The organism is Micromonospora sp. NPDC047762 (assembly GCF_043204655.1).
Taxonomy (GTDB): Bacteria; Actinomycetota; Actinomycetes; order Mycobacteriales; family Micromonosporaceae; genus Micromonospora.
The window spans coordinates 306,920-327,182 of the sequence record NZ_JBIDCQ010000008.1 but is presented as its reverse complement, the minus strand read 5'-3'; the positions used below and the strand labels follow the sequence as shown (position 1 = coordinate 327,182).

At 73.2% G+C, this 20,263-nt stretch carries 15 protein-coding genes, 5 tRNA genes and 1 pseudogene; 13 read left to right on the top strand and 8 right to left on the bottom strand.

All coding sequences use genetic code 11. The features are described from left to right. Positions 1-37 precede the first annotated feature (37 nt). Both ACGF3C_RS24830 and ACGF3C_RS24825 read right to left on the bottom strand, forming a co-directional pair. Positions 38-505 carry a hypothetical protein gene (locus tag ACGF3C_RS24830; RefSeq protein ID WP_393225568.1) on the bottom strand — a complete coding sequence of 156 codons (468 nt, stop codon included), beginning with the start codon at positions 503-505 and terminating at the stop codon, positions 38-40. Next, on the bottom strand, positions 502-1,020 hold the full coding sequence (locus ACGF3C_RS24825; RefSeq protein WP_357202238.1) for an RNA polymerase sigma factor: 519 nt from the start codon (positions 1,018-1,020) through the stop codon (positions 502-504). The genes ACGF3C_RS24830 and ACGF3C_RS24825 overlap by 4 nt, the downstream gene beginning before the upstream one ends. Before the next feature lie 204 nt (positions 1,021-1,224). On the opposite strand from ACGF3C_RS24825, the gene ACGF3C_RS24820 reads away from it, so the two are divergent. Genes ACGF3C_RS24820 through ACGF3C_RS24805 form a run of 4 tightly spaced genes read left to right on the top strand, consistent with a single transcriptional unit; the run spans position 1,225 to position 8,804 of the window. After that, positions 1,225-2,157, top strand: a complete 933-nt coding sequence (locus ACGF3C_RS24820; protein WP_357227184.1) for an ABC transporter ATP-binding protein — start codon at positions 1,225-1,227, stop codon at positions 2,155-2,157. Further along, positions 2,154-2,876, top strand: a complete 723-nt coding sequence (locus ACGF3C_RS24815) for an ABC transporter ATP-binding protein (RefSeq protein WP_357227182.1) — start codon at positions 2,154-2,156, stop codon at positions 2,874-2,876. The genes ACGF3C_RS24820 and ACGF3C_RS24815 overlap by 4 nt, the downstream gene beginning before the upstream one ends. 7 nt (positions 2,877-2,883) lie before the next feature. Beyond that, the gene (locus tag ACGF3C_RS24810) at positions 2,884-6,048 is read left to right on the top strand and encodes an ABC transporter permease (RefSeq protein ID WP_357227179.1); all 3,165 of its coding nucleotides are present in this window, start codon (positions 2,884-2,886) and stop codon (positions 6,046-6,048) included. Next, the gene (locus tag ACGF3C_RS24805) at positions 6,045-8,804 is read left to right on the top strand and encodes an FtsX-like permease family protein (protein WP_357227176.1); all 2,760 of its coding nucleotides are present in this window, start codon (positions 6,045-6,047) and stop codon (positions 8,802-8,804) included. The genes ACGF3C_RS24810 and ACGF3C_RS24805 overlap by 4 nt, the downstream gene beginning before the upstream one ends. Before the next feature lie 74 nt (positions 8,805-8,878). Here the strand turns inward: ACGF3C_RS24805 and ACGF3C_RS24800 are convergent. Further along, positions 8,879-8,953 (bottom strand) — tRNA-Val (locus ACGF3C_RS24800). 26 nt (positions 8,954-8,979) lie between these two features. Further along, a tRNA-Gly gene (locus ACGF3C_RS24795) sits at positions 8,980-9,052 on the bottom strand. Positions 9,053-9,200: 148 nt separating this feature from the next. Here ACGF3C_RS24795 and ACGF3C_RS24790 point away from each other — a divergent pair. The 3 genes and pseudogenes from ACGF3C_RS24790 to ACGF3C_RS24780 all read left to right on the top strand — a co-directional run. Next, positions 9,201-9,443, top strand: a complete 243-nt coding sequence (locus ACGF3C_RS24790) for a DUF6458 family protein (protein WP_091400768.1) — start codon at positions 9,201-9,203, stop codon at positions 9,441-9,443. Between the two features lie 214 nt (positions 9,444-9,657). Continuing rightward, complete coding sequence (locus ACGF3C_RS24785; protein ID WP_393225562.1) at positions 9,658-10,392, top strand: GNAT family N-acetyltransferase; 735 nt, start codon at positions 9,658-9,660, stop codon at positions 10,390-10,392. 626 nt (positions 10,393-11,018) lie between these two features. Beyond that, positions 11,019-11,300, top strand: a pseudogene (locus ACGF3C_RS24780) (winged helix-turn-helix domain-containing protein); the annotation flags it as partial. Between the two features lie 62 nt (positions 11,301-11,362). On the opposite strand, the gene ACGF3C_RS24775 reads toward ACGF3C_RS24780, so the two are convergent. The 3 genes from ACGF3C_RS24775 to ACGF3C_RS24765 form a co-directional block, all read right to left on the bottom strand. Continuing rightward, a tRNA-Val gene (locus tag ACGF3C_RS24775) sits at positions 11,363-11,437 on the bottom strand. Between the two features lie 13 nt (positions 11,438-11,450). Next, positions 11,451-11,521 (bottom strand) — tRNA-Cys (locus ACGF3C_RS24770). Positions 11,522-11,555: 34 nt separating this feature from the next. After that, a tRNA-Gly gene (locus tag ACGF3C_RS24765) sits at positions 11,556-11,628 on the bottom strand. A 387-nt stretch (positions 11,629-12,015) separates the two neighbouring features. On the opposite strand from ACGF3C_RS24765, the gene ACGF3C_RS24760 reads away from it, so the two are divergent. The 3 genes from ACGF3C_RS24760 to ACGF3C_RS24750 all read left to right on the top strand — a co-directional run bounded on the left by ACGF3C_RS24760 (position 12,016) and on the right by ACGF3C_RS24750 (position 16,341). Next, positions 12,016-12,618, top strand: a complete 603-nt coding sequence (locus ACGF3C_RS24760) for a TetR/AcrR family transcriptional regulator (protein WP_355007060.1) — start codon at positions 12,016-12,018, stop codon at positions 12,616-12,618. Positions 12,619-12,688: 70 nt separating this feature from the next. After that, positions 12,689-13,270, top strand: coding sequence for a TIGR03086 family metal-binding protein (locus tag ACGF3C_RS24755; RefSeq protein ID WP_393225555.1), 582 nt, complete (start codon positions 12,689-12,691; stop codon positions 13,268-13,270). Positions 13,271-13,410: 140 nt separating this feature from the next. After that, positions 13,411-16,341, top strand: a complete 2,931-nt coding sequence (locus ACGF3C_RS24750) for a M36 family metallopeptidase (protein WP_393225552.1) — start codon at positions 13,411-13,413, stop codon at positions 16,339-16,341. A gap of 94 nt (positions 16,342-16,435) precedes the next feature. On the opposite strand, the gene ACGF3C_RS24745 is transcribed toward ACGF3C_RS24750, so the two are convergent. Further along, the gene (locus ACGF3C_RS24745; protein ID WP_393225550.1) at positions 16,436-17,329 is read right to left on the bottom strand and encodes a hypothetical protein; all 894 of its coding nucleotides are present in this window, start codon (positions 17,327-17,329) and stop codon (positions 16,436-16,438) included. A 150-nt stretch (positions 17,330-17,479) separates the two neighbouring features. Here ACGF3C_RS24745 and ACGF3C_RS24740 point away from each other — a divergent pair, with 150 nt between their 5' ends. Genes ACGF3C_RS24740 through ACGF3C_RS24730 form a run of 3 tightly spaced genes read left to right on the top strand, consistent with a single transcriptional unit; the run spans position 17,480 to position 20,221 of the window. Next, entirely contained in the window at positions 17,480-18,148 is a 669-nt protein-coding gene (locus tag ACGF3C_RS24740) for a 50S ribosomal protein L11 methyltransferase (RefSeq protein ID WP_357202210.1), read from the top strand. A gap of 9 nt (positions 18,149-18,157) precedes the next feature. After that, on the top strand, positions 18,158-19,348 hold the full coding sequence (locus ACGF3C_RS24735; RefSeq protein WP_393225547.1) for a cytochrome P450: 1,191 nt from the start codon (positions 18,158-18,160) through the stop codon (positions 19,346-19,348). Positions 19,349-19,372: 24 nt separating this feature from the next. Further along, positions 19,373-20,221 (top strand): polysaccharide deacetylase family protein, encoded by an 849-nt coding sequence (locus ACGF3C_RS24730; protein WP_393225544.1) that lies wholly within the window; start codon positions 19,373-19,375, stop codon positions 20,219-20,221. Positions 20,222-20,263: the final 42 nt, after the last annotated feature.

Here is a 20,263-nt window from a genome sequence, read left to right as displayed (position 1 = left end):
ATCTGCCCGTGGCAGAACCGGACGGGGATGCCGCCGTTCACCTGCAGCCAGTCGCCGGTCCGGCCAGCACGCTCCTGCGGCGCAGCAGCGCCGCACGCGCCCGACGGGCCGCCCGCAGGTTCAGGGCCGCCACCGCGCCGAGCAGGAGCACAACGCCCAGCAGCGCCGGCTCCAGTTCGTGTCGCAGCAGGCTGATGATCAGCGCGCCAACGCTGAATGCCAGCCAGGCTCCGACGCCGAGCCAGCCGGCGACCACCCGATCCCGGGCGAACAGCGGAGTCCGTCGAGTCACTGCCCAACCACCGAACACCGCCCAGCACAGGCCGATCGTCACCAGGACGGCGAAGGCCACGTTGGTGCGCGTCGGCAACCCGGGCTCGGTGGCCCAGAGCAGGCCGATCAGGGCGCTCGCGGTGAGACCGGTGAAGGCCAGGGTCAGGTAGCCGACCCGCCTGCGCAGCGACAACGGAGCGTCCAGTCGCGCCAGCACCTCTTCCGGAGTCATGCCTCGTACCCCTTCCGCACCAGCTCGTGACGTAACAACCTGCGGGCCCGGTTGAGCCGCGACTTGACAGTGCCGACGGGTACGCCGCAGATCAGCGCGCAGGCGTCCAACGGCTGGTCCTCCAGGTAGAACAGCAAGAGCACCTCCCGTTCCCGGGCGGGGAGCGCCGCCAGCGCCCCGGCCAGCGTCTCCCGGTCGACGACCTCCTGCGCCTCGTCGCCGCCGGGCAGGTCGTCGATCGGTTCGGGCTCCGGGCGGGCGTACGCGTCCCGCAGCCGGTTCATCACCGCCCGCCGGGCGATGATGAACAGCCACGGGGTGAACCGGTCCGGCTGCCGCAACGTCGGCAACCCCTTGAAGACCGCCAACCAGATTTCCTGCACCACATCGTCGTCGGACCCACCGAGCATCCGCCCGACGTACCGTTCGACCGCCGGATGCCAGCCCTGCACCAGCTCGGCGAACGCCTCCCGTTCACCCAACTGGCAACGGACCACCAGCAACTCATCGCTCATCGGCCCTCCTTCGCCTGTTCAGTCGGCGTGGAAGCCCGGCAGGTTCACGACCCGCCACAGCGAAAACCGGCCTCGGCGGGTGGGAGGGTCGCGACGGTAGACCCCCGCCCAGAATGCAGGAAAGCCACCCCGGGCATGGTCAACGAAGCCGCCGATTGCGAAACTGCTTCAATCTGCCTCAGCACAACCCGGACGGAGCAGGGAATGTCCAGCACCCCGCTGTCCCTGCCGCAGCCCTCCGCGCGGGCACCCGAGTTCGGCCACGACGCGCTCATCGTCTGCGAGAACCTGGTGCGGATCTACCAGACCGGTTCGATCGAGGTGCAGGCACTGCAGGGACTGGACCTGGCCGTGGAGAGCGGTGAGCTGGTGGCCGTCGTCGGTGCCTCCGGCTCGGGCAAGTCGACACTGCTGTCCATCCTGGCCGGCATCGACGCCCCCACCGCCGGGCGGGTCCGGGTCGACCGGTGGAATCTGCTGGCGATGTCCCGCGCGGACCGGGTGGACTACCGACGGCGCACCGTCGGGTTCGTACGGCAGCAGACGGCGAGCAACCTGATCCCCTACCTGACCGCACGGGAGATGGTGGACCTGCCGATGACGGCGGCCCGTACCCCGAAGCAGGAACGCCGGGAGCGCGCGGCCGAGCTGCTGGACAGCCTCGGTGTCGCCGACTGCGCCGATCGCCGCCCCGGGCAACTCTCCGGAGGGCAGCAGATGCGGGTCGCGATCGCGGTGGCGCTGGCCAACCAGCCGCGGGTCCTGCTCGCCGACGAGCCGACCGGCGAGCTGGACGCCGCCACGTCCGCCGAGGTCTTCGGTGTGCTGCGCGACGTCAACCGGCGTTACGGCGTCACCGTCGTCGTGGTCACCCACGACCCGGAGGTCAGCGGCCAGGTCGAACGGACCGTCGCGATCCGGGACGGACGCACCAGCAGCGAGGTGCTGCGCCGCACCACCACCGACGCGGAGGGCGACACGCACATGATCGCCGAGGAGTACGCCGTGATGGACCGGGCCGGGCGGGTCCAGGTGCCCCGCGAGTTCCGCCAGGCGCTGGCGCTGACCCGACGGGTCCGGCTGGCCCTGGAACCCGACCACATCACGATCCACCCCGACTCGGGAAGCGGCGAATGAGTAGCGAGCCGCTGCTGAGCGTCCGCGGCGTACACCGGCGCTTTCGCACCGGGCCGACCGTCGTGCACGCCCTGAACGGCGTGTCGCTCGACGTGGCCGCCGGTTCGATGGTGGCGCTGGTCGGCCGGTCCGGCTCGGGCAAGACCACCCTGCTCAACGTCATCGGTGGCCTGGACCGCCCGGACGCCGGCACCGTGCACGTCGACGGCACCGACGTGACAGCGCTCGACGAGGACGGCCTGTCCCGGCTGCGACGCGAGAAGGTGTCGTACGTCTTCCAGAGCTTCGGGTTGATCCCGGTGCTGTCGGCAGCGGAGAACGTCGCGGCCCCGCTGCGGATGGCCCGCGTCGCCCCACCCGAGCGCGAGCGGCGGGTCGAGTTGCTGCTGGAGCTGATCGGCCTGGCCGACCACGCCCGGCAGCGGCCGGCCGAGCTGTCCGGCGGCCAGCAGCAACGGGTGGCGATAGCCCGCGCGCTGGCCGCCTCACCCAAGCTCCTGCTCGCCGACGAGCCCACCGGGCAACTGGACGCCGAGACCGGCCTGTCGGTGATGGCGCTGCTGCGCGGGATAGTGGAATCCGAGGGCGTCACGGTACTGGTGTCGACCCACGACTCGGTGATGATGGCCCTGGCCGACCGGGTGATCCGCATCCACGACGGGCACCTCGACGAACAGGCGGCCGGGCAGCCGTACGTACCCGTGCCGGACGCCGGGTGACGCGACGATGAGGTTGGTCAGCCGGCGCGCCCGCGCGCAGTGGCCGTTGCTGGCAGCCCTCCTCGGGGTCGTCACGATCGGCGCGACCCTGCTGGGCACCTGCACCCTGCTCGTCACCCGCACCGCCGAGCGGGCGCTGGAGGTCGCCATGGCCCGCGCCGCCCCCGCCGACGTCGACGTGACCGTCTACACCGGCACCGTCGAGGGCCGCGACACGCAGTCCGTCGCCGCCGACACCCGTACCGTGGTGGCCTCCACGCTCGCACCGATCCCGGTGACGACGACCGCGCGGGCGTCGACGGTGCTGCGGGCGCTGCCGCCCACGCTCGCCACGGGCACCACCGTCCCGCCGCAGGCCTACCTGTCGGGGCTGGACGACCTGCCGACCCGAGCCGAGCTGGTCACCGGGCGCTGGCCACAGCACCCGGGCGACGCGGTGCTGCTGGAGTCCACCGCACAACTGCTCGGCCTCACCCCCGGTCGGCGGGTACGCCTCGGCGCCGAACTGGCCCACGCGCCCGTCCCGGCCATCGACGTGACAGTCGTCGGTGTGGTGCGCCCCCTCGCGGGACGCGGCTGGGACCGTGACCCGCTGGCCGCGGCCGGCTCCGCCATCGGCTACCGGGACGGCCGCTTCATGCAGCCGGTCAACGCCTACGGCCCGTTCCTCGTCGACCTCGCCGACCTGGTCACCACCGGCGCCACAGTCGACCGGATGGAGGTCACCGCCCATCCGGACCTGTCCCACAACAACCGCAGCAACCTGGAGACCGTGGCCGGGGCCGTCGACAACGCCGACCGCCGGCTGGCCGGCACCCTCGGCGAGCGCGTCCAGCTCGCACGGGTCGCCTCCGACCTGCCGCTGACCCTGCGGGCCGCCGACGACCAACGGCACGTCACCGCCGCCGTCGTGCTCGCCGTCGCCGTCCTCGGCGGTGTCCTGGCCGCGACAGCACTCGTCCTCGCGGGCCGGCTGACCGCGGGCATCCGCGCCGACGAGACCGCCCTGCGGGCCGCCCTGGGCGCCAGCCGTCGCCAGCTCGCCGCCACCGCGACACTCGAGGCCGGGCTCGTCGCCGCCGTCGCCGTCGCGCTCGCGATACCTGCCTCGTCGGCCCTGCACGCCGCTCTGACCCACCTGCCACCGCTGGACGACGCCGGCCTGACCGTCCGGCCAGCCGTCTCCGGCGTCCAGGTCCTCGCGGTCGTCGGTGGCGCGCTGGTGCTCGCCGCCGTACTCACCGTCCTGGCGATCCGACCCGTCCCGGCGGCCGGCGAGCGGCGTACCCGCCGCGAACTGCTGGCCCGATCCGGCGCCGACCTGCTGCTCGCGGTCTTCGCCGCCGTCGGGTGGTGGCAGCTGTACGCGCAGCCCACCACCGCCAGCCCACGCGCCGACGCGGTCCGGGTGCTCGCGCCGGCACTGCTGCTCACCGCAGGTGCCGCCCTGGCTCTCCGGGTGGTACTCCCCGCCCTGCGCGGTGCCGACCGGCTGGCGTACCGCGCCCGCGGGCTGGCGCTTCCGCTGGCGGTCTCCGAGGCTGCCCGCCGGCCACAAGCGGTCGCCGCCGGTCTGCTCGTCGGGCTGGCCTGCGCGGCCGGCACCTTCGGCCTCGCACTCGACAGCACGTGGCACCAGTCGCAACGCGACCAGGCCGCGCTCGCCGTCGGCACCGACCTGGCACTCACCCTCAGCACGGCGCCGGTGGCCGGAGACGGCGCCGTCGTCAGCGCGGCCACCACGGGGGCGGTGAGCCCGGCCCTCGACCGTGGCACCACGGTCGGTCAGTGGCTCGGCACCGCCGGCGACGCGCCGCGTCTGGTCGCCGTCGACACCACCCGCGCCGACGCGCTGCTGCGCGGGCGGCTCGACAGCGAGCGCGGATGGGCGGACGTCGGCACCGCGCTGGCACCACGCACCCGGGTCACCGGCCTCGCCGTCCCGGCCGGCGCCCCGCTCGTCCTGAGCGGAACCGCCTCCGGCGGCACCCCGCTCACCGTGACACCCCAACTGCTGCTGCAGGACGCCACCGGCCTGCGCACGTCCTGCACCGGTCCCGCCGTACCGCTCGACGGTCGGGAGGTACGGCTGCCCGACTGCGCGTCCGCCGACGGACTGCGGCTCGTCGCGGTCGCCCTGCCGATCGCCGCCGACCCGGTCGGCGGACGCGTCGCCGTCGCCGTCACGCTCACCGTGCCACCCGCCGGCTCGCAGGAGAGGTCCACCGACGGGTCGGACTGGACCGCCACGTCCGCGCCGCCGGTCCCGGGCAGGTTGGTCGACCCGACGGTCATGATGTCCGCCACGCCGACGGGAACCGCGCTGCGGATGGCCACGACAGTCGACCTCGCCGGCGCCGACGACGCCGCCCGGACCCTCGTCGCCACCGCCTTCCCGGACCCCGGCCCGGTGCCCGTCGCCGTCTCCGACCACTTCGCCAGCGAGGTCGGCGCCGATCGCGGCAGCAAACTCAGCGTCACGGTCGGCATCACGCCCGTCCCCGTCGTCGTCACCGAGGTCATCCCGACCGTACCGTCCGCCCCCGGCGCCGCCGCCGTACTGGCCGACCTGGACACGCTGTCCCGCGCACGCGTCGTCACCGGCGACCTGACGTTCCCGGTCGACGCCTGGTGGGTCGGCCGCCCGACCGAGCCCGGTGCCGCCGAGCGGGCCACCGCCCTGCACCTGGGCACCGTCGCGACCCGCGAGGCGGAGACCGCCCGTCTCACCGACGGCCCGCTCAGCGCCGGGCTGCCGGCAGCTCTCCGGCTCATCGTCCCGGCCGCCGCACTGCTCCTGCTCGCCGGCGTCGTCCTGCACGTCACCTGTGATCTGCAGGTCCGCGCCGTCGAGGTGGCGCGGCTGCGCGGCCTGGGGATGTCCCGGCGCGACATCCGAGCCGTGCTGCTCGGCCAGCACGCCGGCGTACTGCTGCCCCTGCTCGCGGCGGGCACGGCCGTCGGCGCGCTCGCCACCCGCGTCGTCGCTCCCCTGCTGGTGCGCTCCGACACCGGCGCCGCGCCCGTCCCGGTCGCCCAACCACACTGGCCGTGGCCGGCCGAGACCGCACTGCTCGCCGTCCTGCTGGCCGGATGCGTGCTGGCGGTCGCCGTCGTGGTCACCGTCCAGGCCCGCCGGGCCGATGCCGCGCACCTGCGGGTGGCACCGTGAACCGGTGGCTGACCCGCCGGTGGCCGACGCCGCACTGGCCCAGCGTCCGCGGCCGTGGCCGCACCGACGTCGGGCCGCTGCTGCTCACCGCCGCCGTCATCGCGACCGTCACGCTCCTCGCCGGGGCCGTACCGCCGCTGCTCCGCGCCGCCGCCGACAACGCCGTCCAGGACACGGTCCGCGACGCCGGCACCGACTCGAACGTCCTGGCACACGCCGACTGGGAACGCGACGACGGACCGACCGGTGGTCGGGTCCGGATGCCCAACCTCGCCGAGGAGGTCGACGCCTTCCTCGCCCGAACGACGTCCGCGCTCGGACCCGACCTGGACGCCGCGCTGCTTCCGCCCGTCACCGTCGTCAACGGCCCGATCCTCAAGATCACCGACGGCAACGCACCGCGTACCTTTCAGTTCACCTTCCTGGCCGGTGACCCCGGCGGCCCGGACGTCACCTGGATCGCCGGCAGCCCGCCCGGTCCCGCCGTCTCCGACCAGTACGTCGAGGTCCCCTACGACGGACCCCCCTGGCCGGTGCAGATCGGCCTCTCCGAGGCGGACGCCGCCGCACTCGACCTCGACCCCGGCGACCGGATCCCGGTCAAGGACGGCCAGGGTCGCGACAAGGACGTCCGAGTCAGCGGGATCTACCGACCCGCGGACAGCGCCGACCCGGCCTGGCGACTCGCCCCGGCACTGCTGCGCCCCGTACCCGGCGCGGACGGCGTCGGGACCACCCGGTTCAACGGCCTGCTGTCGCGCGAGTCGCTACCGGACGCCCGGCTCGCCGTCAACGAGGACCAACTGCGACGCACCGTCCACTTCGCACCCGTTCCCGACGCGCTCACCTCGGACTCCACCACCACGCTCGCCAGCCAGGTGGTCAAGCTCAAGGCGACCTCCGGCTCGTCGAGCGACCGCGACCAGTCCCTGAAGTGGGAATCGCAGCTCGACACCGTCCTGCGCGACGCCCGTACCCGCAACAACGCCGCTGCGGCACAGGCCGCCATCCTGCTCGCCGGGGTACTCACCGCCGCGGTGCTGGTCCTGCTGCTCGCCGCCGACCTGCTGGTCCGCCGCCGCACCCCGGTGCTGAGCATCGCCCGGCAGCGTGGGGCGGCGCTCCCCGACCTCGGCGCGGAACTGGTCATCGAGTCCGCAGTGGTGTCCCTGTCGGCCGCCGCCGTCGGGCTCGCACTCGCGCGCGCTGCCGCCCCGGGCGTCGCCTGGACCTGGGCCGTTCCCGTGGTCCTGGCCGGCGCCGTCGCCGGACCGGCGTTCGGCATCCTCGCCGCCGCCCGCGCCAGCCGTGACCGACGCCAACCCGCCAACCCCGCCGCTCGGCGCTGGATCCGGGCCACCGGCCAGCTGCGCCGCGCCGCCGTGGAGGCCGCTGTCCTGATCGCCGCGATCGCCGCCTTCGTCACACTGCACCAGCGTGGGCTCGTGCCCGCCGCCTCCCACGGCGACACCGGTGAACTGACCGGCGACCTCATCCTGCCGGTCAGCGCCCTCTCCCTGGGCGCGCTCGTCGGCGCGCTCGTCCTGCTCCGGCTACTGCCCCTCGGGGCGCGGTTCGCGCTCCGACAGGCCCTGCGCTCACGCCGCCCCCTGGCCGTGTTCAGTGCCGCCCAGGCGACCACAACGGCCGGACGCGCGCTGCCCCTGCTGGTGCTGGTCAGCACCACGGCGCTCGCGTCGTTCGCGCTCATCCTCGGCGCCACCGTCACCCGGGGCCTGACCGACGGCGCGTGGAGCACCGTCGGCGCCGACGCCCGCCTCGACGTCGGCGCGGACGCCCAGACCGCCACGCCCGCACTCGCCGAGCGCATCGCCGCCGCACCCGGGGTGGGGCAGGTCGTCGTCGCGCAGGTGACCGACTCGGCACGCGTCTTCGCCGAATCGACGCTGCTCACCCCACGCCTGGTCATCGTGGACGCCGCCGCGTTCCAGCACCTGCTGGCCACCACTCCGCTGCCCGACGCGCCCGCGCTGGCCCGGCTCACGGCTCCCGGTCCGGGCCCCGGTGAGGTCCCGGCGCTGGTCCGTTCGAAATCCGGCGAACTGCGCACCGGCTCGCGGCTGCAACTCCCCCGCGACGGCGCCCCGGCGATCCGTCTCGCCGCCGTCGGTACCGCTCCCTCCGTCGGCGGCGTCGACGACGTCGTCATCGTGGACGCCACGGCCCTCGCCCACGCCGGGCTGCCCGCCGTCGCGAACACCGTCTGGGTGACCGGTCCCGGCGCGGGGCGGGCCGTGACGAACACCGGAGTCGCCTCCGACGTCGTGCTGCGTACGGACGTCCTGCGGGCGCAGCGGGTGGCCCCGCTGACGGCAGGGCTGACACGGCTGGCGTGGACAGCTGCCGCGGTGCTGCTGGCGCTGGGGTTGCTCGGCCTCACGCTCGCCGCCGCCGCCGGTGCGTCGCAGCGGTGGCAGACCCTGACCCGTCTGCGGACCCTCGGCCTGCGGCCACGCGACGTCCGCTGGGTCGCCGCCGGAGAGTTGCTCCCGCCGGTCGTGGTCACCGCGGTGTGCGGCCCGCTACTCGGGGCCGTACTCGCCCGCCTGACGCTCGGCCCGCTCGACCTGCGGCTGCTCACCGGCCAGGCCGCCGACCCGGCGGCGGTCCTGCCGTGGTGGCTGCTGGGCCTGGTGAGCGTGGCGCTGCTGGCGGCGGCCGCCACCGTCGTACCCGTCGAGTCGGCGCTGCGGCGACGTGACCGGCTGAGCGAGGTACTCCGCGCCGGCGAATGACCGATGGTCACCCATGGAGAAAGAGGCCCGTCACCGGATATCCGGCAACGGGCCATCTGATCGCTCTGTGTGGATGGTGGGCGATACTGGGTTTGAACCAGTGACCTCTTCCGTGTCAGGGAAGCGCGCTCCCACTGCGCCAATCGCCCGTGGCGGCCCCAGGGGGCACATCGCGAGCGGACGACGGGATTCGAACCCGCGACCCTCACCTTGGCAAGGTGATGCGCTACCAGCTGCGCTACGTCCGCACGTCCCCGGCAAGCGCCGGCGACAGGTGGAACTCTACCCGATGCCAAGATCGCCTGACGCCGCCCCCTGGACGGTCGCGATTGCGCCGGTTGGCGGCGGGGTACTGAAGAACCTCGACAGCGCACCACACCCCCTAAGGAGGCTGTCGTGGGTATCGGCACCAGCATCTTCCTGATCGCGCTCGGCGCGATCCTCACCTTCGCACTGGACGCGAGCGTCGGCGGCATCAACCTCGACGTGGTCGGCTGGATTCTGATGGGCGCCGGCGTGCTCGGCCTGATCATGACCACGCTGATCTGGGGTCGCCGCCGCCAGGTCGTCACCACCACCGAGCAGCCGGTGGAGTACCGCCAGGTCGAAGAGCGGCGGGACATCGCCCCGCCGCTGTGACCCGAACAGGTCCACCGCTGGCGGAGCCGCCAGACCACTGCGTATCCGGGCCGGCCGCCGCACCGACGGCGGCCGGCCCGTCCGCAGACGCGATCGTGTCTCTCCTGTCCCGCCAGCGAGGCAGGCGGGGTGCCGGCCGCCGCCGGTGATGTCGTCCACAGTGCCTGTTTCCGCTGGCCGAGAGGGTTGCCGCCCCCGCGTTACGATCCAGATCATGGAGCCTCTCGACACGGTGCTGGCCGCGCACCGGGCGTACCTGCTCGGTTGGAACATCGGTAACGCCGGCGGGCCGGACCTCCCGACCTACCGCAGTGACGTGCCGCACGCACCCCTCAACGGCGTGCTGCGGGTGGTCGGGCGCACACCGCAGGACGCGCTCAGCGAGGCCCGGAAGCGCCTGCACGGCGTACCCCGGATCTGGTGGGTCGGCCCGGACAGCGACGCCGGCACCGCGGACGGCCTGGTCTCCCTCGGCGCCGCGCAGGTCGCCCGGATGCCGATCATGACCGTGGGGATCGCGGCGGTGGCGGAGGTGCCGACTCCGGTCGGTGTGCGGATCGCCGAGACCACCGACCTCACCACGTTCGTCCCGGCCTATGCCCGGGTGTCCGGAATCCCAGCGGACGGTGTGGCGGCGACGATCGAACGGGAGAAGGCATTCACCGGAGAGGGCACAGCGTTGCGGCTGGCCGGCCGCCTCGATGACGGTCGGATCGTCGCGACGGCCGTCGCCTGGATCAGCCACGGTCTGGTCACCCTCTACTTCGTCGGCACCCAGCCGGAGCAGCGTCGCAGAGGCATCGGCGCGGCCATGACCAGGGCCGCCCTCGAACTGGCTGCCGAGCGGGGCGTCCGCACCGCCGCACTCACCTCGTCGGCCGTCGGTGAGTCGGTCTACCGCAGCCTCGGCTTCCGGCCGGTGGGCGAGTTCCGCCTGTTGACCTTCTGAACCGGCCCCGCGCCGCCCGCCGCCCGCCGCCGCCTGCCGCCCCGCCGCCCCGCCGCCCCGCCGCCCCGCCGCCCCGCCGCCCCGCCGCCCCGCCGCCCCGCCGCCATGATCGTGCTGGATCCTGGATGTAGTGGCCTCATCGACGGTGCGATACCACTACATCCAGGATCCGGCGCGATCTTTGGATGGTGCGGGCCGGAAGGCGATGGTTGCCGGCGAAACCATTGACTACGGCGGTCAGACAGCGTTGTCTTTCCTGTGGCACCTGGGGAAGGGGAACGATGGTCGACGATTTGTCCCTCGTATTCTGCGTGAGCGCTGACGTGTCGGTACGCGAGCGAATGGTGCGGCGACTCGACGGGCTCGGCACTCTGGTCATCTGCACCGACCTCGCCGAGTTGCAGGCGATGATCGGCCCGCCCATGGTCAACGGGCCGGCCGCACTCCTCAGCCCCACCGCGCCCGGCACCGTTGGCGCGTCAGCCGCCGCCCTCGAAGCCGCCGCCCTCGAAGCCGCCGCGCCCGCAGCCGCCGCCGAACCCGCCCCCGCGGTGAAGGCCACCGCCGCACGGAGGGCCGCCGCCGCGCCCGCCCCTGCTGCGACCTCGAAACGGATCAGCCTGCGTGACCTTGAGATCTACCCGCTCGACCACGTGGTGACGTGGCGCGGAGAACGGCTGAGCCTGACCCGACTCGAACGCAACCTGCTCACTCAACTCGCCACCGCACCGGTCGGAGTCTGGACGTACCAGCGGCTCTTCGAATCGGTCTGGGGCTGCGCGTTCCTCGGCGACACGTCGAGCCTGCACTCGGCAGTGAAGCGGTTACGTCGCAAACTGCACGCCGTCGACGACGCCCTGCGCGTGCACACCGTACGAGGCGTCGGCTACCGGCTCAGCGTCGACTGATGACGTGGCACCACAAGCGAAACGGCTCGTCACCGGTCTTCCGGTGACGAGCCGTTTCCCTCTGGTGGGCGATACTGGGTTTGAACCAGTGACCTCTTCCGTGTCAAGGAAGCGCGCTCCCACTGCGCCAATCGCCCGTGCTTGTTGCCGAGGTGGGGACGGGATTTGAACCCGCGTACACGGCTTTGCAGGCCGTTGCCTCGCCTCTCGGCCACCCCACCGAGGTTGCCCCCGTCATACGTGGCGGCAGCTCCGAGCGGACGACGGGATTCGAACCCGCGACCCTCACCTTGGCAAGGTGATGCGCTACCAGCTGCGCTACGTCCGCACGCCCCCGGACGTTCCCGGGTGACGGATGAGAACTTTAGCCGAGTAGGTGTTTGACTGCCAACTCGGGGTCGCCTCGGCGCGTCCGGGGTGGCCGGGGCTGGAGCGGAGTCACCCCCGGCCGGCTTCCTAGGTGGCTGCCCTGGTGTCTGAATCCGGCACTGACCGTCACACTCCGACATTCCTCGGCAATGATCGTCATCATCGCGTCGCATACCTGACCATCGACGTCTCGACGACCCGGCACCGGGCAGCGGACCTCGGTGAACACTCTCCGTGGAACGACCGACGACACCCGAAAGAAGTGTCCGGCTTCCGACTGCCACGGCGTGGATCGGCGCGTGGTGGTAACTGTTCGTGTTCAGTCGGATGGGCTACGGTAACGGTCGTGACGAGACGTGCGGCCGAGATCCGCCTGGATGCCCTGCTGCGCACCGCCTGCGACGTGATCGTGGAGCGCGGGCTGGCCAACACCCGGACAGCGGACGTGGCGAATGCCGCGGGCGTGAGTCAGGCGTTGGTCTTCTACCACTTCGCCACCAAGGAACGGCTGCTCGCGCAGGCCTTCGCGTACGCGGTCGAGCAGGATCTGGCCCGGCTCGACGCGGTGACCCGTTCCTCGGCCGCACCGCTGACCAAGCTCCGCCGAATCCTCAAGCTCTACACCCCGGCCGGGCGGGCGACCTCCTGGTCCATGTGGATCGACGGCTGGTCCGAGTCGCTGCGTACCCCGGAGTTGGAGAAGGTCTCCCGGCGGCTGGACCTGCGCTGGCGACAGGACCTGGCCGCGGTGATCACCGCCGGGGTGGCCGACGGCACCTTCCAGTGCGCCGACGCCGACGGGGCCGCGTGGCGGATCAGCGCGGTGATGGACGGCCTCGCCGTCCAACTCGCCGTGCACGACCGGGTGATCTCCCGCCGCCAGTTCGGCGAGTGGGTCCGGCTGGTCACCGCCCGAGAGCTCGGCCTGGACCCGGCCGACCTCGACTGAGCTGGGGTAGCCAGCACCGAGCCGGGCAAAACGGACTCAGTCCGCCCCGTCGACCGGAACAATCGGCGGCATGGACCTCTTGGAGGCGTACCGCCGGAGCCTGGCCGAATTCATCGACCGGGTGGATCAGATCGAGCCCGGCCAGTGGTCCGATCCGACACCCTGCTCGGACTGGGACCTCCGCACCCTTGTCAACCACGTGGTGACCGAGGACCGGTGGAGCGTTCCGCTGCTCGCCGGCCGGACCATCGACGAGGTCGGCGACCGGCTCGACGGTGACCAACTCGGCGCCGACCCGATCGCGACGGCTCGGGAGGCCGCCGCGCAGGCCGAGATCGCCGCCACCCACCCCGGCGCGATCGATCGCATCGTGCACCTCTCCGGCGGCGAAACCCCGGCCACCGAGTACCTCCGGCAACTCCTCGCCGAGCACCTCGTGCACGGCTGGGACGTGGCGGTGGCGATCGGCGCGCAGCCACGGCTCGACCCGGACGCGGTGCACGCCGCCGCCCAGTGGTTCGCCGGCCAGATCGACGCCTACCGGCGCAACAACCTGGTCCACACCGGCGTACAGGTGCCCGACGACGCCGACGAGCAGGACCACCTGCTGGCCGCTTTCGGCCGCGACCCCGACTGGGCGCCAAGCGCCTGAACGAATCTCGATCTGTTGGTGTGACAGCGGCTCCGGACCTTGCCGTGACCTCGGGAGACTGATATCCACAGATGCGCATGCGTCACCGCGCATCTGTGGTCGGCGACTCGCCGGCCATCCCGCTCCCACGAGGAGGTCCCGTGCCACAACCGGAGTGGTCACCCCCGATGAGCCGGCGTCGACGCCGGCTCATCGCCATCCTGGCGACGACGGCGACGGTCGCCGCGCTGCTCCCCACCGGCGTGAGCACCGCAGCCCCCACCGGCGGCGCGACATCCACCGAGCGCCGGTCCGGGCCGTTCGCCGAGGGGCACACCCCCGCCGACGCCGACAACCGCGCCGGTACGGCGGCACCCGACGCCCGCCAACGCGGCCTGGCCCGCGCCGTCGACCCCGACGTCCGGTGGAACCGGCTCGGCACCCCACAGGCGCTCGGCCCCGGCCGCAGCCCGCTGGCCAGCGGGCTGCCCGCCGACCCGGAGGCCGCCGCCCGCGCCTACCTGGCCGCCAACCAGGACCTGTTCGGCATGGACGCCGCCACGGTGGCCAGCATGGAACGGGTGCTGGTCCGACCGATCGGCAACGGCACCGTCGTCACCCTCCGCCAACGCTTCGGCGACCTGCCCGCGGGGCCGGACGGCCTCGTCACCCTCGCGGTCGCCGACGGCGCGGTGCTCTCGGTCAGCTCCTCGCTGGCTCGCGACACCAGCGCGCCGGCGCCGGCCACCCGCACCGCGGAGCAGGCGTACGCCGCCGCGCTCGCCGACGCCAAGCTGACCGCCGACGCGGTCGCCAGCCACACCATCCGGTCGGTGGCCGTGCCCACCCCGCTGGACGGGCCACGGGCCGCCTACGAGGTGACCATGATCGGCGCGGACACCGAGCACCCGGCCGCGTTCACCAGCTACGTGGACGGCAGCACCGGGCAGGTGCTGGTCCGCGAGGACCTCGTCGACTTCGACTCCGACAACCCGAGCTGGGCGGTCTTCCCGGCCACCCCGCCTCGCGACCTCGGCCCCGGGCAGGACCCCCGGGTGCGCTGGTGCGGCGACCCGGCCCCCGGCTGCCAGGCCGCCTTCCGCGACCCGGCCACCGGCCAACCGTGGGACGTCGACGCGGCCACCGGTACGCCGACCTTCACCTCGCGCGGCAACTCGGCCAACACCGTGCTGTCCTGGGGTGCGAGCACCCCGGTCGTGCCGGCCCCCACCAGCCCGGAGCGCCGCTACGAGTACCAGTTCACCGACCAGTGGCACCAGGCGCGGTGCAACCCGGGCGTGTTCACCTCCGCGCAGCGCAACGACGCGGACGCGTCGATCGCCAACCTCTTCGCCATGCACAACCGGATGCACGACTGGTCGTACCAGTTGGGCTTCACCGAGTCGGCGTGGAACCTCCAGGCGGTCAACCTCACCCCGTCCGGCCTGGGCGGTGACGCCGAGCAGGGCCGCGCCCAACAGGGCGCGCTGACCGGCAACCGGAACAACGCCAACCAGGGCACCCCGCGCGACGGGTTGCCGCCGACCACCAACATGTACCTCTGGCAGCCGCAGGCCGGTGGGCCGTACCCGCCGTGCGTGGACGGCGACTACGACATGACGGTGATCGGCCACGAGTACACCCACGCGATCACCAACCGGATGATCGCCGGCCCGGACAGCGGGATCAGCGGCCACCAGGGCGGGTCGATGGGTGAGTCCTGGGGCGACCTGCTCGCCGCCGAGTACCTCTTCCAGCACGGGCTGCGCGCGCCCGGCGAGACGCCCTTCATCACGGGCGGCTACGTCACCGGCAACCTGGTCAGCGGCATCCGCAACTACGACCTGAGCCGAAGCCCGCTCAACTACTCCGACATCGGCTACAACACCGCCGGCCCGGCCGTGCACGCCGACGGGGAGATCTGGGGCGCCACCAACTTCCGGGTCCGCTCCGCCCTGGTCAAGCGGTACGGCCTCGGCACCCCGCAACGGCAGCTCGACTGCGCGCTGGGCAAGGTCGCGGCAGATCAGTGCCCGGGCAACCGGCGCTGGTCACAGCTGGTCTTCGACTCGTTCCTGCTCCAGGCCGCCAGCCAGGTCAGCATGCTCGACATGCGCGACAACATGCTCACCGCCGACCTGCTCCGCTTCGGCGGCGCGAACCAGGACCTCATCTGGGCCGAGTTCGCCCGCTCCGGAATGGGCCGGGACGCCGCCACGAACGGTGCCGGCGACACCGACCCGACGCCGAGTTTCGCCTCGCCGCGCGGTGGCAACGCGACGCTCACCCTGCGCCCGCGCGGAGACAGCGCCGAAGCGCCGATCCGGGTGTACGTGGGGGCGTACGAGGCCCGGGCCGTGCCGGTGGCCGACACCGACCCGGCGACGCCGATCCCGGACACCGTGGAGATGGTGGCCGGCACGTACGACCTGCTCGCCGTGGCCCCCGGGTTCGGGCACCAGCGGCTCAGCGTGGTCGCCCGAGCCGGCCAGGACGGGTACGTCGACCTGCGGATGAGCCGCAACCTCGCCTCCACCGCGTCCGGCGCCACCGTCACCGGCGACGGGGTCAACCTGGACCGGGTCGTCGACGACACCGAGGCGACGAACTGGGCGTCCCTGGACGGGGTCGCCGGCCGGCAGCTCACAGTGGCGCTGGCGGGCGACGCCCCGCAAACGGTCAAGCGGGTGAACGTCAGCGCGATGCTGCGCCCGGCGATCACCGGCGACGCCGACACCGGCGCGCAGAACGCACTCAGTGCCCTGCGCTCGTTCGCGGTGTCCGCCTGCAACGCGACGACCACCGACTGCGCGGATCCGGCGCGTTGGCAGCGCATCTACACCAGCGCGGGGGACGCGTTCCCCGGCGGGGCGTACCGGGCGTACAGCCGCGACATCAACCTCCGGACGTTCGCGGTACCCACCACCCTCGCCACCCACCTGCGTCTCGAGGTGCTGGCGAGCCAGTGCACCGGCGGCCCGAACTACGCGGGCGAGCAGGACGACGACCCGGCCACGACGACGGACTGCGCGACCGCCAGCCCGGCCCGGAGCCAGGTCCGGATCGCCGAGTTCCAGGCGTTCTCGAAGTGACACGGTGGGGCCGGCGGATCTCCGCCGGCCCCACCAACCCCCGATCAGCGCGGGTCCGCGCTACCGCCGCACGGCTCCCCTCGCGGACTTTCGATCAACGGTGCGCTCGACTCCACGGGTCGGCGACGGCCGGGCGCTCCCAGCGCCGGTCCACCGGGGGATCGTCGCCCCCGTCGGCGTCCCCGGGCGCGGCCCGGGTCAGGTGCCGCAGCCGCAGCAGCAGCCCCACCCCGAGGAAGAGCAGCAGCCCGCCGAGGAGAAACGCGGCCTGCACCACGCCGAACGCGCCAGACTGCGAGACCGGGCGGTTGGCCGCCGGTGGCGCGGCGTCGGCCGGGTACTCCGCGACCGCCTCCTCCGTCGCCGTGCTCTCGTCCTCGGTCGGCGCGCTGGCGGATTCGGTGGGCTCCGGCGGGGTCTTCGTCGGCTTCGGGGTGCTGGTCGGTACGCCGCCCACCCCCACCACCGAGCGGGTGGCGGTCTGCCGCGCAAGCAGGCGCAGGTTGGCGTCGTACGCCTCGGCGGCGAGGGTGACCCGCCCCTGGGTGACGTCCTCGGCGAAGGCCACCCGGTAGCGGGCCGTGACAGTACGGCCCGGGCAGAGCGTGCCCGGGTCGAGTTGCCGGTCGGTCAGCCGGGCGGTGTCACCCTCGGTGCGGATCTGCAGCGGAAAGTCGCCGGTCTCCTCCACCCGGTCCATCTTCACCTGGTCGAGCCGCAGGCCGCCCTGCACGCTGAGCACCATCGACCAGCGCACCTTCGCGCACCTGGCGCGCCGGTCCGTCTGGGAGACCACCGCGGAGATCGTCCGCACCTGCTCACCGGCGGTGAACCGTCCCGGCAGGCCGCTCATCTCGGTGGTGAAGGCCGCCTGTGCCGGGGCAGCCGCCGCCAGCTCCACCCCGCTCAGACAGGCCAGCACCACCCCTGCCCTCAGCGCATACCGCCACACCGTCACCACCGCCGTCCTCCGTTCGGTCGCCTCCACCCCGCAACGCTAGAAGCGGGGGACGGCACCGACCAGACGGGTGTGTTCGCACCGGACGGCAAGGACGGGGTGGGTTTTCACCGACCGTGGTGAACCGGTCACCACTCCCCCGCGACACGCCGGGAGTCGGGCCGCTGGGACAATCACGCCGTGTCCGAGCTCTCCAGCACGTTCGTCCGGCTGCACGCCCGGCTGGCCCCGGTCCCCTTCGTACCTGAGGTGCGGCTGCACCAGGCGGACGAGCCGATCGGCCTGTGGGAGCTGACCGAGGGCGAGTTCTCCAGCGACCGGCCACCGCCGTTCTGGGCGTTCGCGTGGGCCGGCGGGCAGGCCCTGGCCCGTTACGTCACCGACCACCCGGAGCTGGTCGCCGGCCGGCGGGTGCTCGACCTCGCCTCCGGCTCCGGCCTGGTGGCCATCGCCGCGGCCCGCGCCGGCGCGGCGTCCGTGCGGGCCGTCGAGGTGGACGAGTTGGCGGTCGCGGCGGTCGCCCTCAATGCGGAGGCCAACGGGGTACGCGTCGACGCCGAGTTCGGCGACATCCTCGACGGCGACGCCGGGGACGCCGAGGTGGTGCTCGCCGGAGACGTCTTCTACAGCGAGGCGATGGCCCGCCGGGTCCTGCGGTTCCTGCTGCGTGCCGCCCGGGCCGGCGCGCCGGCGCTCGTCGGTGACCCCGGCCGGGCGTTCCTGCCCCGGGACCGCTTCGACGAGGTGGCCGGGTACGACGTGCCGGTGCCGGAGGCGTTGGAGAGTGTACGGGTGAAGCGCACCACCGTCTGGCGGCTACGCGCCGGGCTGCCGGGGGCCTCCGGCTAGCGTGTCCGGGTGCTGTTCCGCAGCTGGGCGCAGGTGGCCGACCCCGCATGGCCGGACGTGGCCCGGGTGCCGGACCACGTCGGCGGCACCCACCTGGTCGTGACCCGGCACGCGCTGGTCCGCGAGGTCCTCGCCGACCCGGTCACCTACCGACCGGACAACGCGCTGGACGCGGTGACTCCGATGCCGGTGACCGCGCTGCGGGTGCTCGCCGGGCACCGGTTCCGGCTACCGCCGACCCTGGCGAACAACTCGGGCGCCAGCCATCCGCAGATCCGGGCCATCGTCGCGGAGGCGTTGCACCCGGCCCGGGTGGCCGCGCAACGGCCCTGGCTCACCGCGCTGGTGCGCGACCGGGTCGCCCGGATCGGCGCCGCGCTCGACGCCGGCTCGCCTGTCGACCTGTACGCGGACCTCGCCGCCGACCTGCCGCTGCTGGTGCTGGCCCGGCTGGTCGAGTTGCCGGACGCGCCGGTCGGCGCGGTCAAGGAGTTCGCCCGCGCCGCGCTGGAGTTGTTCTGGGCACCACTGGATCCCGACCGGCAGCTGGCGCTCGCCACCGAGGTGGGCCGGTTCCACAGCGTGCTGCGTGACTTCGCGGCGGGCGGTGGCGGTCTGGCCGCCCAGCTGCGGGCGGCCGGGCACCCGCCCGACGTGGTGGTCGGCGCGCTCTTCTTCCTCTTGGTCGCCGGGCAGGAGACCACCTCGCAGTTCCTCACCCTGCTCCTGCACCGGCTGGCCGACGAGCCGGTCGTCCGGGCCGGCCTGCGCAGCGGCGAGGTCGCGGTGGCCGACGTGGTGGAGGAGGGGTTGCGGCTGGAACCACCGATCGTCACCTGGCGGCGGGTGGCGGCGACGGAGAGCACGCTGGGCGGCACGCGGGTGCCGGCGGGCAGCAGCCTCGTGCTGTGGCTGGGCCGCGCCGGTCGGGACCCGGCGGTCGTGGAGTCGCCCGACGAGTTCCGTCCGGGCCAGCGTGGATCACGCCGGCACCTGGCGTTCGGGTCGGGCGCGCACCGCTGCGTCGGGGACGTGCTGGCCCGGATGGAGGCGGCCGTGGTGGTGGCCGAGGCCGCGCCGCTGCTGGACGGGGTGACAGTGCTCCGTCCGCCCTGGTGCCCGGACAATCTCACCTTCCGGATGCCTGACGCGTTCGTGGTCCGCCGCCGCACCGCGGACACCGGGCTGACCGGATCCTGACATCCGCTCGGTATGTTTCCGGGCGTGTCAGCCACCCCCACCCGTCGGATTCCTGCCGTCGTAACGCTTCTGGCCCTGCTGGCGTTGACTGCCTGCACAGTCGGCCCGAGCCACCCGGCGCACGCTCGGCAGGTCGCCGCGGCCACGCCGACTCCGTCCGTCCCGGCGGCGACCCCCTCGGCCTCGCCGTCCCCGACCGCGAAGCCCGCGTTCAAGAGCCTGGCCTGGTACGTGTCCCAGGTGCCGACGTTCCCCGAGGCACCACTGCCGCAACCGGTACCGCTGCCCACCACCGGTTCGGCCGCGTTCTGGCATCGCCTGCCGACCGACCAGAAGGTCGCCTTCATCACCATCGACGACGGTGGGCTGGCCCGCCCGCCGGGAGTGATCGACTTCATCTGGGAGGCGCGTATCCCGGTGACGATGTTCCTCAACTCGCCAGCGGCGGCGGAGCACACCGACTACTTCCGGCAGATCGAGGCGGTGGGCGGGGTCGTGGAGAACCACACCATCCACCACAACTCGCTGGCCGGCCGGTCGTACGACTACCAGAAGCAGGAGATCTGCGGTGCCGCCGACAGGCTGGAGGAGCTGTTCGGCAAGCGGCCCACCCTGTTCCGGCCACCGTTCGGTGAGCACGACAGCAGCACGCTGAAGGCCGCACACGACTGCGGTGCGAAGGCGGTCTTCCACTGGACCGAGACCGTCCACGAGGGGAAGGTGCGCTACCAGACCCCGGAAAAGGTGGTCCAACCCGGCGACGTGCTGCTGATGCACTTCCGACCGGCGCTGATGGACGACCTGCTCGCGGCATTGAAGGCGATCCACCGGGCCGGGCTCACCCCGGCGCTGCTGGAGCAGTACGTACGGTGATCAGCCCGCCACCCACCTGACGAAAGTCAGGGATGGGTGGTG